The 12,752-nt window shown below is 38.2% G+C and carries 8 protein-coding genes; 7 read left to right on the top strand and 1 reads right to left on the bottom strand.

Going from position 1 to position 12,752, the window contains the following annotated elements; translation table 11 throughout:
• Positions 1-61 precede the first annotated feature (61 nt).
• The 7 genes from H562_RS15850 (at position 62) to H562_RS0102395 (ending at position 10,011) form a co-directional block, all read left to right on the top strand.
• Positions 62-412: a DUF6660 family protein gene (locus H562_RS15850; RefSeq protein ID WP_394330161.1), complete on the top strand. Its 351-nt coding sequence runs from the start codon at positions 62-64 to the stop codon at positions 410-412.
• 92 nt (positions 413-504) lie between these two features.
• Positions 505-4,902, top strand: coding sequence for a CusA/CzcA family heavy metal efflux RND transporter (locus H562_RS0102420; protein ID WP_027376054.1), 4,398 nt, complete (start codon positions 505-507; stop codon positions 4,900-4,902).
• A gap of 23 nt (positions 4,903-4,925) precedes the next feature.
• Positions 4,926-6,122: an efflux RND transporter periplasmic adaptor subunit gene (locus tag H562_RS0102415; RefSeq protein WP_034690451.1), complete on the top strand. Its 1,197-nt coding sequence runs from the start codon at positions 4,926-4,928 to the stop codon at positions 6,120-6,122.
• 26 nt (positions 6,123-6,148) lie between these two features.
• Positions 6,149-6,871 (top strand): ZIP family metal transporter, encoded by a 723-nt coding sequence (locus H562_RS0102410; protein ID WP_027376052.1) that lies wholly within the window; start codon positions 6,149-6,151, stop codon positions 6,869-6,871.
• A 65-nt stretch (positions 6,872-6,936) separates the two neighbouring features.
• On the top strand, positions 6,937-7,353 hold the full coding sequence (locus tag H562_RS0102405) for a Fur family transcriptional regulator (RefSeq protein WP_027376051.1): 417 nt from the start codon (positions 6,937-6,939) through the stop codon (positions 7,351-7,353).
• 108 nt (positions 7,354-7,461) lie between these two features.
• Positions 7,462-9,585 carry a heavy metal translocating P-type ATPase gene (locus tag H562_RS0102400; protein ID WP_034690448.1) on the top strand — a complete coding sequence of 708 codons (2,124 nt, stop codon included), beginning with the start codon at positions 7,462-7,464 and terminating at the stop codon, positions 9,583-9,585.
• Positions 9,586-9,729: 144 nt separating this feature from the next.
• Positions 9,730-10,011, top strand: coding sequence for a hypothetical protein (locus H562_RS0102395; protein ID WP_027376049.1), 282 nt, complete (start codon positions 9,730-9,732; stop codon positions 10,009-10,011).
• A 386-nt stretch (positions 10,012-10,397) separates the two neighbouring features.
• On the opposite strand, the gene H562_RS0102385 is transcribed toward H562_RS0102395, so the two are convergent.
• On the bottom strand, positions 10,398-12,620 hold the full coding sequence (locus H562_RS0102385) for a M1 family metallopeptidase (RefSeq protein WP_027376048.1): 2,223 nt from the start codon (positions 12,618-12,620) through the stop codon (positions 10,398-10,400).
• Positions 12,621-12,752 lie beyond the last annotated feature (132 nt).

Below are 12,752 nucleotides of genomic sequence, written 5' to 3'. Positions count from 1 at the left end.
TAAGAAATACCAATATATATCTGCCAATTGCATAATTGTTAAAAAACAATGAACGAAAGAAATGTCTTTTTCAATTTTTTCCTATATTTGCACCGTGCGTCCACTGTCCTTAATACTCGCAATATTTTTTGCATTCCTTCTCACTGCTCCGTGCGGTGATGTTTCTGCCCGATCTAAAGATAGGCAATCGACAGTTCAACACGACAAAAATTCCGAAAAACAACAACATTCAGATAATTGTACTCCCTTTTGCACCTGCAATTGTTGTGGGGCACAGTTAAGCGTAGTGAGTGTAAAACTTTTGATCTTCCCAGAAGACGCACCCATTTATTCAGAAAAAATCAATTCTTACCATTCATTATTCCAACCTGGAATTCCTTCCGGCATTTGGCAACCCCCTCAATTAGGTTAGTAAATTAAGCAAAAAAGCATGTCTTTTTTGTAAAACTGCATTTCACTAAGAAAATGCTGTCATTTTACGTTTTAATCTAATTTATTTTTCCGATGCTAAATAAAATCATTGAATTTTCTATTAAGAATAAGCTAGTGGTGGGAATATTTACCATAGCTTTAATTATATGGGGCGTTATGTCCCTTCGAACTCTTCCGATAGATGCCGTCCCGGATATTACAAATAATCAGGTGCAGGTCATAACATTAAGTCCATCATTGGCAACCCAAGAAATAGAACAGTTTATCTCTTACCCTATTGAACAAACGATGTCCACTATTCCTGAAATTCAGGAAGTAAGATCTATTTCTCGATTCGGTTTGTCCGTTGTCACAATTATCTTTCATGATGATATTGATATTTACTGGGCTCGTCAACAAGTTTCTGAACGACTTCCTGAAGCCAAAAGTTCTATTCCTGCTGGTCTTGGCAATCCTGAAATGGCACCAGTTTCCACGGGGTTAGGCGAAATTTACCAATATACCGTACATGCTAAACCAGGTTTTGAGGATAAATATGATGCTACAAAATTGCGTACAATTCAAGATTGGATTATTAGAAAACAACTTTTAGGTACACCCGGAATTGCCGAAGTAAATAGTTTTGGTGGTTACCTTAAGCAGTATGAAATAGCATTAAACATAAATCAATTAAGGAGTTACAATTTATCTATATCTGATGTTTTCACAGCGCTTGAAAAAAACAACCAGAATACGGGTGGATCATACATTGATAAGAAACCCAATGCCTATTTTATTAGAAGCGAAGGATTAATCACAAGCCTTGCCGATATAGAACGAATTGTGGTCAACAATTCAGAAAATGGTTTACCTATTACCATTAGAGATGTCGCAAAAGTTCAGTTTGGAACTGCTACACGCTACGGCGCACTTACCCGAAACGACAAGGAAGCGGTGGGAGGAATAGTTATGTTGTTGAAAGGGAGCAATGCTTCTGAAGTAGTTGGAAAAGTAAAGGAAAAAATTGACCAAATACGAAAAACTTTACCCGAAGGTGTTGAAATAGAACCCTTTCTAGACAGGAGTGAATTTGTGGACAGAGCAATGAGTACCGTTCAAAAAAATTTAGTAGAAGGTGCTTTAATCGTAATATTAGTTCTAGTTCTTTTCCTTGGCAATATTCGATCAGGCTTAATTGTGGCTTCCGTAATACCTTTAGCGATGCTCTTTGCGGTCTCCATGATGAAAGTTTTTGGCGTATCGGGAAACTTAATGAGTCTTGGTGCAATAGATTTTGGATTGATTGTGGACGGCGCAGTGATTATTGTGGAAGCAACTATGCACCAGTTAGCAAGGCAAAAAGCAGGAAAAATTTCGCAGGTAGAAATGGATACACAGGTTTCAGGTTCTGCAAAAAAAATGATGAACTCAGCAGCTTTTGGTCAATTAATTATTTTGATAGTTTATTTGCCAATATTAGCTTTGGTAGGAATTGAAGGCAAAATGTTCCGCCCGATGGCACAAACAGTTTCCTTCGCAATATTTGGAGCATTGATTCTTTCGCTAACCTACGTTCCAATGATCAGTTCACTTTTATTAAGTAAAAATATTACTCATAAAAGGAACTTTTCCGATAAAATGATGGATAAATTTCAGAGCGCTTATAATCCTTTAATTAATGGTGCGCTTCGATTTAAGATGGCTGTACTCATTATTGCAATTGCATTACTAGGAGTGTCGGTAGTCATTTTTAATTCTCTAGGAGGCGAGTTTTTGCCAACATTGGAAGAAGGTGATTTTGCAGTGGAAACAAGATTGCTTGTGGGAAGTTCCTTGGATCAAACTGTAGAAAAAATAGAACAGGCATCCAGTTTATTAATGAAAACTTATCCGGAAGTAAAAGAAGTGGTGGGAAAAATTGGCGCATCTGAAATCCCTACAGACCCAATGCCGATTGAGGCTACAGATATTACTATTTTATTAAAACCTAAAAATGAATGGACTAGTGCAGATACCCGCGAAGAATTAGCGGAGAAAATGCAGAAAACTTTAGAGCAGGTTCCGGGTGTTACTTTCGGTTTTTCTCAACCCATACAACTGCGAACCAACGAATTAATTTCTGGAGTAAGACAAGATGTGGGTATCAAGATTTTTGGTGATGATTTAGAAACACTTTCAGATTTAGCAAAGAAAATCGGTGCGCTAATCCCATCAATAGATGGTGCGGAAGATTTGTATATAGAACAGGTAAGTGGTTTGCCGCAAATTTCCATAAAATTGAACAGAGATAATATTGCGCGATATGGATTTAATGTTGAAGAAATAAATAACGCGATAAATACCGCATTTGCTGGTGGTATTGCAGGTACTGTCTTCGAAGGTGAGAAACGTTTTGATCTCGTTGTAAGACTAGAACATGACGAAAGACAAAGTATAGAAGATGTAAAAAGGCTTTTTGTAACATCCAGTAGTGGAAATCAGGTTCCTTTGGAGCAGCTCGCAGACATCAGTTATCAACTTGCACCTAACCAAATACAACGTGAAGATGCCAAAAGACGAATTATTGTTGGCTTTAATGTTCGGGGTAAAGATATTGCCTCGGTAGTAAAAGATGTTCAGGCGAAGATTGACCAGAAAATAAAAATGCCAACAGGTTATTTCATAACCTATGGTGGTCAATTTAAAAATCTTGAAGAAGCCAATAAAAGATTGTCAATTGCTGTACCTGTAGCATTGGGGTTAATTCTCTTATTGCTCTATTTTGCATTTGGATCTATAAAATATTCATTATTAATTTTTACAGCAATACCGATGTCTGCCATAGGAGGAATATTAGCTCTCTGGTTACGAGGTTTGCCATTTAGTATTTCTGCTGGTGTAGGTTTTATTGCCTTATTCGGTGTCGCGGTTTTAAATGGAATCGTTTTAATAACGGAATTCAATCAACTTAAAAAACAAGGTATGAAAGATGTAAAACAGAGAATACTTGCAGGAACTGCCATAAGATTGAGACCAGTATTAATGACGGCTACCGTAGCTTCATTAGGGTTTTTACCAATGGCATTAGCAACCGGTGCAGGTGGGGAAGTACAGAAACCATTGGCAACGGTTGTTATTGGCGGATTAATTACAGCAACTTTTCTTACATTGGTGCTTTTACCAGTGCTTTACGCTTACGCTGAGAATATAAAACCTTCTGGATGGAAAAGGAAAAAATCAAAAATTGTGGGTACAACAACCGTAATTCTCTTATTTCTTTTTTCGGGATTAAATAATGGAGTAAAAGGTCAAATCTCAACGAACTCATCTGCATCTTTAAATGTAATAGATTTGAATTCGGCAATTAATGCCTCAATAGAATCTAATCCAAATACCAGAATTGCTCGATTGGGTGAAGAATACCAATCTGCATTAAAAGGATCGGTCAGAGATTATGGCAAAACCAACATTAACCTAACTTTTGGACAGTACAATAGTCTTATTGCTTACGATAATAATATTACCATTAGCCAAAACATTCCGAATCCGATTTATTTGAAAAGATTGACAGAGCTTGCAGATGCTAATATAAATGCATCGCGAATGCAGGCAGGTATCTATAAAAATCAGATTACGTATCAGGTAAAAAGTATATACTACAGTTTACTTTACAGAAAAGAGCAGAAAAAGCTGAATGAAGATTTAATTACGCTCTATGAGAAAATACTTCGTGCTGCAGATATAAGATTTAGAACTGGAGAAACTAATATTTTAGAAAAATACAATGCGAACACTAGATTGCAGGAAGCAATTTCTCAAAAATTGCAGACTGAAGAATATATAAAAATTCATTTGGAGCAATTGAAAAGATATACCGCAAACCAAACCATCGAAGATATCGCGGATAATACTCTTACCGAAAAGTTTTTAGATCTTTCTGCAGATGGAAAAATGTTTAATAAAAATCCAGACTTGCTTGCTTTGAAGAGCCAAATAGAAGTTGCTAAAGAAGAAATAAGGGTTGAAAAAAGTAAACTGCTGCCAGATTTTAGTGTGGGTTATTTTAATCAATCTTTAGTGGGTAATTTTGAGAAAAATGGGGTCTCGAAGTTTTATGGAGTTGGTAAAAGATTTCAAGGTGTAGAACTGGGAATAAGCATACCTATTTTTGCAAAGGCGCAGAAGGCAAAAATAAAAGCCGCCGAAATTCATCAGGAGTTGCAGGAAGCACAGGTAGATGCATTTTCTTTCAGTCTTTCCCAGCGAGGTTCTACATTGCTTTCTGATCTAAAACGATTGCAAATACAGATTGACTTTTACCGAGAAACAGCATTGCCACAAGCAAAGTTGCTCATTTCCAAATCACAGCGCGCCTTTGAGGTGGGTGAAATGGACTATTATCAAGTGAGTCAATCCATTAATAATGCAGTAGAAGTTCAAAAACAGTACATCGAAAGTTTAAATCAATACAATCAAATAGCCATAGAATTAGAATTAATTTCTGGTTTATAATAAATAATCAAAGTTCAAAAATCATGAATAAATCAAAATATTTATATATCATCGTCTTAAGTTTTTTGTTATCAGCTTGTAATTCCGATAAAAAGGAAGAAACTACTGTAACTGCAAATGTAGAAGTTCCACACGATGCAAATAGTGTAGAATTCAGTGAAGCACAGTATAAAAGTGTCGGTATGGAATTGGGAAACATTACCAATACCAATTTATCCAATTACATAAAAGCCTCTGGTGCCATTGAAGTTCCACCACAAAATTTGACGAGCATCACCTCTTCTTTTGGAGGTCATGTAAAATCAATGAATGTGATTGAAGGAAAATACATTGGAAAAGGAACAGTAGTAGCAACCATAGAAAACCCAGAATTTCTACAAATTCAGCAGGACTACATGGAAAGCAATAGCCAGATGTCCTATTTAAGACAAGATCTCGCACGGCAAAAAGAATTAGTAAAAGAAAATATTGCAGCCCGAAAATCTCTACAACGTGCACAAAGCGAGTACAATAGTATGGCATCAAGAGTTGCCGGACTAAGAGCGAGATTACAAGTTGCCAATATTAATCCAGCATCTGTTGCAAAAGGAAATATCTCTTCCCGTGCAAATATTTATGCACCACAAAGTGGATATGTAACGAAAGTTTATACTAATATCGGCAAATACGTTGGGACTAATGAGGTGGTGGCAGACCTTGCAAATACAAGTAATATGATGGTCAAAGTGCAAGTTTTTGAAAAAGATATTGCAAAAATAAAAGAAGGGCAAACCATTCGCTTTCAGGCTACAGGTGATAGCGAAGAAAAGATTGCAAAAGTTTATTTAATAGGAAAAGACATACACACCGACAGAACTGTAGATGTTTTAGCGCGAATTCAAAACGTCTCTCAAAATATTTTACCCGGAATGTTTGTAAATGCCATTATAGAACTTGGTTCTGCACAAACACCCGCATTGCCAGATGCTGCAATTGTAGGATCGGGAGGTAAAAATTTTATTTTTATTTTAGAGAAAACAGTAGAAAAATCTAAAGACAAAGATGGGACAGAAAAAGAAAAACAATATATCTTTCGCAAAGTAGAGGTGCAAACAGGTGTAAGCGAAAATGGTTTCACAGCAGTTACTTTGCCTGAAAAATTTAATGAATCCAGTAAAGTGGTTTTAAAAGGTGCCTATGATCTGCTTTCCAAAATGAATAATATGGAAGAAGAGGAATGATAATAAAAATCTAAAAAAATAAGGAAATGATCAGCCTTTCAAACATTTTATTATTCGCACTTATTCCTGTCGCCACTATGCTGATAGGAGGTGGAATTGCCATCTTTAAACAGCCATCGGGTAATGTGCGGAGTTTAATACTTCATTTCGCAGCAGGCGTAGTTTTTTCTGTAGTCGCAGTAGAAATTTTACCTGACGTAATAAAAATCCATAAAGCAGTGCAAACCATTATTGGCTTTGCACTGGGTTTTTTACTGATGATTTTTGTAAAAAAATTAACATCCAAAAGTGACACAATAGAAAATTCCTCTGGCAATATTCCGTGGGGTTTATTAATAGCGATTGGCGTAGATATTTTTATCGATGGTTTACTTCTGGGTATTGCTTTTCATGTAGGTAATACAGCGGGAATACTATTGGCAATTGCTTTAAGTTTAGAGTTGTTATCCTTAGGTATCGCTACGGCTACCGAATTAGGGAGCAAAAATTTCTCTAATGGGAAAAAAATATTTTGGATCGGAATTTTAGCCTCACTATTCTTTATAAGTTCGCTTCTGGGGGCTACACTTCTTAATAATTTGAGCCACGGTGCGATGGAAATCGTGTTGTCTTTTGGCCTTGCAGCCTTACTATTTTTAGTTACCGAAGAATTACTGAAGGAAGCACACGAAGAAAGGGAAACCGTTTGGCATACTGCCGCATTTTTTGGTGGATTTTTATTATTTATGATTTTAGGAATGTACGCATAGAGGATGATATTTAATAATTTTCATAAAGCATTAATATCTAGTAGTTATTTTTAATAAATTTTAGAATGAACGCAATAGAGGAAAAATTAACTAAGAATGGCATTCGACCAACGGCAATGCGACTTTTGATCTATCAATTTATGGCGAAAACTAAGGTCGCTGTAGCACTCACAGATATTGAAAATAACTTTGCAAAAGCGGAAAGAACGACACTATTTAGAACACTAAAAACCTTTGAAGAAAAAGGAATTGTGCATCAAGTAGAAGATGGTACGGGAATATTTAAATATGCACTATGTGAACCGGGATGTAATTGTGCAATCAACCAAGATTTGCACTTGCATTTTCATTGCAATATTTGTAATGAAACCATTTGTCTGACGGAATATAAAATACCAACTATTAATCTGCCCGAAGGTTATATCTCAGAGGATGCGAATTTAGTGGTAAAGGGAATCTGTGAAAAATGCAGCGGTCAATAAATGCACTTCTGTTGCATCCTCTAAATAATTAATTTGCGCAAACTTTAAATGCCCCTTTTCCCAAACAATATAAAATTTTTAAAACATATTTAATAAATCGATAATATAATGAGAGATAAAAAACCACATATCCACATCTACGACGAAAACGGCAATCAGCTCTGCTGCACACCTCAGGAAGGAAAAATATATAAAGACGCGGGGGCTGAGAACTTATTAGAAGAATCCTGCTGTGCGACCACAGATAAGGCATACAAAACTCAAAAGAAATCACCTCTTAAAAATAAGGTGCATCCTGATGATGACGGTCAAGGACATGACGCTTCTGCCACTGAAGATGATCATGGTCACAACCACGATAATACAGATAAATCAACCTTTCAGTTGTTCTTGCCCGCAATAATTTCGTTCGTATTACTTATAGTTGGCCTCGCGCTGGACCATTTGCTCAAGCCCGCGTGGTTTGAGGGTTGGATCCGAATTGCGCTTTACAGTTTGGCATATATTCCCGTCGGATTACCCGTTATAAAAGAGGCGGTACAAAGTATTCGTTTTAACGATTTCTTTTCAGAATTCTTTCTGATGAGTATCGCAACAATCGGCGCTTTTGCCATTGGCGAATATCCCGAAGGCGTTGCGGTAATGCTCTTCTATGCAGTGGGTGAAATTTTTCAGACGCTGGCTGTGCAGCGAGCCAAAATGAACATTGCTTCCCTGCTGGATCAACGACCAGATGAAGTCACTATTTTAGAGGGCAACGTTCCAAAAACCATCAAAGCAGAATCAGCGGTAATTGGGCAGATCATCCAATTGAAACCAGGGGAAAAACTGGCTCTGGATGGCAAACTTGTTTCTGATTCAGCTTCCTTCAATACAGCGGCATTAACGGGTGAAAGTAAGCCAGATACTAAAAAGAAAGGCGAGGTCGTTCTCGCCGGGATGATTAATGTAAATTCCGTTTCCTTAGTTCAGATCAACACTGCTTATAATGATTCCAAACTTTCAAAAATCTTGGAACTGGTGCAGAATGCAACGGCACAGAAAGCCAAAACCGAGCTTTTCATCAGAAAATTTGCAAAAGTTTATACTCCAATTGTTGTATTTCTTGCCATAGCAATATGTTTGCTGCCTTATTTCTTTGTACAGGATTATGAATTTCGAACTTGGCTTTACAGAGCATTAATATTCTTGGTTATTTCCTGTCCTTGCGCCTTAGTGATTTCGATTCCGTTAGGTTACTTTGGTGGAATTGGTGCAGGAAGTCGCAACGGTATTCTTTTTAAAGGAAGCAATTTCCTTGATACTTTGGCTGAGATAAAAAATGTGGTAATGGATAAAACCGGAACCATGACCGAAGGAGTGTTCAAAGTTCAGAAAACCTTCATAGAATCTGGATTTGATGAAAAGGAAATGCTTAAATATCTGAATATTATTGAAAGCAAATCTACACATCCAATCGCTACCGCAGTTCATGAATACGTTGGCGAAATTGATCATGCTGTAAATATGGAAAATGTGGAGGAAATTTCAGGTCATGGTTTAAAAGCAACTATTAATGGAAAAGCATTCCTCGCAGGTAATTTTAAATTGATGGATAAATTTACAATTCCTTATGCCGTAGATCATCAATCCGTTGCAGATACCTTAATTGCCATCGCTTATGATGGAAAATTTGCAGGATATCTTACCGTCTCTGATAAAATTAAAGAAGATGCAAAGGCTACTGTTGAAGCATTGAAAAAATTAGGGGTAAAAGCCACAATGCTTAGTGGCGATAAAACCGCAGTAGTGGAAGAAGTAGCAAAACAGATTGGCATTACAGATTATTTTGGAGACATGCTACCGGAAGATAAGGTCAATAAAGTGAAGGAAATAAAAGCCAGAAACCAATCTGTAGCATTTGTAGGTGATGGCGTAAATGACGCACCGGTAGTTGCTTTGAGTGATGTGGGTATCGCGATGGGCGGCCTGGGAAGCGATGCTACAATTGAAACCGCAGATGTCGTCATCCAAGATGATAAACCCTCTAAGATTGCAATGGCTATTAATATTGGAAAGCAGACCAAAAAAATTGTTTGGCAGAATATCATTCTGGCATTTGCCGTAAAAGCCGTTGTTTTAGTTTTAGGAGCAGGAGGTTTGGCAACAATGTGGGAAGCTGTTTTCGCAGATGTTGGTGTGGCCTTATTGGCAATTTTAAACGCTGTAAGGATACAACGGATGAAATTTTAACGAACGCATCGAGTAAAAAATTTATCACTTATTATAAATTCTTATTTTAGTAATTGTTGGAAAATTTGACAGGGAGAATATCGAGAAAACTTATTTGGGCAGGCAAGCACTAAAAATGAGAGAAAAACTTTCAGTGCTGGTATCATGTACAAACTTCCGCTGTTGGTAGATTTGCAGGCAGAAATATTTACAGACGGTATTGTAAGATTCCAATTAAAGCGTGAAGATATTCCGCCAACGCCGCGTTTGCGCGGGGCATTCATGGTGAATACTGATAAGGAATATGGCTGGCCTCAAATACATCGTTACAAAGAATTTTGGTATATCCACACACTACGACAGCGATATGAGCTGGGGTGCGGAACTTACGCTGAATTTATTAAACAAGTTATTGATAAGTCTTCATTAGTGGAGTGCAACAGGTAAAATAGAGACCGGTTGCACTTTATTTTGCTCATACTAGCCCAGATATGCAATAAAGGATAGGAAAAAATACGTATTACGAAGAAAATTGAAGTATAAATTTTTAGTCCCTACTTCTAAAATCAGGGACTAAATCGGGGATTGTTTAATAGTTTATACGATGCCTTATCCTTTTATAAAATTAGCTAACTTACTTACTGTCAATAAAATGATGACGTACATTGCTTTATTGGTTTAAACAAATACTCCCTGTGGGTCTACAATTTTGTTCTAAACGCTCTGAATTTCAGGGCGTTTTTTTTATTACCAAAAAGGTCGCGGAAACTCCGGCAAAAATAAAATGACCGCTCCCGCCGGAACGGCCATTGTTTTTAGGCAAACATCTTTATTTAATCTTTGGTAAAACTAAAAGACTGGCCGCCCTGGTGAAGCGTAAAACTTTTTTTATCTTTTGCAAATTCCAGTTCTATTCCTGCCATTTGAAAGCTGAATTTTTCAGCACCTTCGTAATCCAGCGGGAAAGCGTTTTGCCCGTCAGCTTTTGCGGTAAGGCTGTTGCCCTCAACTTTCGTCACAATTTTCAGGGGTAGCTGCTTGCTCGAAAACGTTCCTTCATAGTCGGAAAGATTCACTTTTTCAGATGATGCCGCCGTCATTTTAAAGATATTATTCCCTACGTTTGCATCGGGCAGACTTCCTTTGGGATCCAGCTGAACAGAAGTGATTTCTTTGGTTGTCGGCACTTCAAATGACCATTCCATATTGCGCTTCCAGATCTCTACAGGTAGTTTTATATTCTGAACGGCGCCATCTTTAAAATGAATATCCAGGCTTACAGGCATCGGTAACTGACCGATGTTTTCAAGTTTAATCACGGCACCTTTGGTGAAGTCGCCATTTACATACCGCACGTTGGTCACGGCCTGATCAATTTTCCATTTGTTTAAAAACCACCCGCGCCAGAACCAGTTCAATTCTTCGCCGGAAACATTTTCCATGGTTCGGAAAAAATCTTCCGGCGTGGGATGTTTGAAAGCCCAACGCTTGATATATTCCCGAAAGGCTTTGTCGAACCGTTCTTCACCAAGAATATTTTCACGCAGGATCTGTAAACCTGCCGACGGTTTATAATAGCCAAGCATGGCAAGATTTCTTTCCTTCAAATTGTCGGGTGCGGTCATGACCGGCTCCAGAGATTCGCTGTAGAATGCCGGCGCCATCATCTGCAAAGATTTCGGGCTGTAATATTCGCCTTTGTTAAAATCTTTTTCAGAAACAGAATTAATGAAGGTGTTAAAACCTTCATCCATCCAGGCGTAAAGTCTTTCGTTGGAACCAACGATCATCGGAAACCAGTTGTGACCGAATTCATGATCTGTGACGCCCCAAAGAGCAGTACCCTTAGAATTCATATGGCAGAAAACAATTCCGGGATACTCCATGCCACCTTCATTACCGGCGACATTAACGGCATTGGGATAAGTGTACTCGTACCAGCGCTCGGAATAATGTTCAATTGAACTTTTGGTATACTCGGTAGATCTTCCCCACGCCTCCTTGCCGTCACTTTCTACAGGATACGCAGAAATTGCGAGGGACTTTTTACCGCTCGGTAAATTAATGCGGGCAGCATCCAGAATAAATGCTGCCGAAGAAGCCCAGGCAAAGTCACGCGTCTTTTCTATTTTAAATTTCCAGGTTTTTGTGCCGGAAGTGCCTTTCGGTGCAGCATTGGCTTCGGCAGCCGAACGGATGATCACCGTATTGTCGCTTTTTCTTGCCTGTGCCCACTTTTTAAGCTGCTCACTGGTGTAAACTTCATTTGGATTTAAAAGCTCACCTGAAGCGACTACATACTGGTTGGCCGGAACCGTAAGATTTGCAGTAATGTCGCCATATTCCAGATAGAACTCACCCGCTCCGAGGTAGGGCAAAGTGTTCCAACCCATTTGATCATCGTATACACACATGCGCGGAAACCATTGTGCTATGGTAAATATCTTTCCGTTTTTGGTGGCTTCTACGCCCATTCTGTCGGAACCGTAATTCGGCGAAATGAAGGAGTAACTGATTTTAAATTTTACAACTCCGCCTTTTGATTTAAGATCCTGAGGCAGATCGATCTGCATTCTTGTATCAGAAACAGTGTAGGCCGGATTTACCTTTAAAGTTTTCCCATTAGCAGAGATCAGCTCTACAGATTTAATCGTGTATCCGCCATCGAAATCCTGACCTTTTGCTCCGTTTCTGCTCCCATTCATGGGTATTACAGCATTTCCGCGGGAATCTTTTTTAAATAAATTCTGATCCAGTTGTAGCCACAGGAAGCTCAGATCATCATAACTGTTATTGGTATATGTGATTTCGGCGGAGGCGGTGATTTCATTCGTGTCCGCATTTAAGGTGGCATTCAAAATATAATCTGCACTGTTCTGCCAATAGTTATGTCCGGGCTGGCCGCTTGCCGAGCGGGTTTCGGTAGCATTATTCTGATAAAAGAAAGGTTTGAAAGCTTCAGTATAGCTGTATTTGGCACTTTCGGACTGGGCAGATAACTGCACGCAGGCCAAGACGGTAAGCGCGAGAAATGGTCTGGAAAATTTAAAATTCATGTTGTTATTTTTAAATAGGTAGAACAAGCGGCGGCTTTTGTTACAAGATCAGTTCACACTGTGCGCCACCATGATAAAGTTAAAATTTTATAAAAGTTATGCAAACGATTACATTGATATTTGTTTTCTCTA

Source organism: Kaistella palustris DSM 21579, assembly GCF_000422265.1.
Classification (GTDB): domain Bacteria; phylum Bacteroidota; class Bacteroidia; order Flavobacteriales; family Weeksellaceae; genus Kaistella; species Kaistella palustris.
Note: the sequence above shows the minus strand (reverse complement) of the source record. Positions and strands in the feature narration are given on the sequence as shown.

Excerpts from the sequence above, each read along its gene's own strand:
- H562_RS0102415 (WP_034690451.1), top strand. The coding sequence starts at position 4,926 with ATGAATAAATCAAAATATTTATATATCATCGTCTTAAGTTTTTTGTTA.
- H562_RS0102395 (WP_027376049.1), top strand. The coding sequence starts at position 9,730 with ATGTACAAACTTCCGCTGTTGGTAGATTTGCAGGCAGAAATATTTACA.
- H562_RS0102405 (WP_027376051.1), top strand. The coding sequence starts at position 6,937 with ATGAACGCAATAGAGGAAAAATTAACTAAGAATGGCATTCGACCAACG.
- H562_RS15850 (WP_394330161.1), top strand. The coding sequence starts at position 62 with ATGTCTTTTTCAATTTTTTCCTATATTTGCACCGTGCGTCCACTGTCC.
- H562_RS0102410 (WP_027376052.1), top strand. The coding sequence starts at position 6,149 with ATGATCAGCCTTTCAAACATTTTATTATTCGCACTTATTCCTGTCGCC.
- H562_RS0102400 (WP_034690448.1), top strand. The coding sequence starts at position 7,462 with ATGAGAGATAAAAAACCACATATCCACATCTACGACGAAAACGGCAAT.
- H562_RS0102420 (WP_027376054.1), top strand. The coding sequence starts at position 505 with ATGCTAAATAAAATCATTGAATTTTCTATTAAGAATAAGCTAGTGGTG.
- H562_RS0102385 (WP_027376048.1), bottom strand. The coding sequence starts at position 12,620 with ATGAATTTTAAATTTTCCAGACCATTTCTCGCGCTTACCGTCTTGGCC.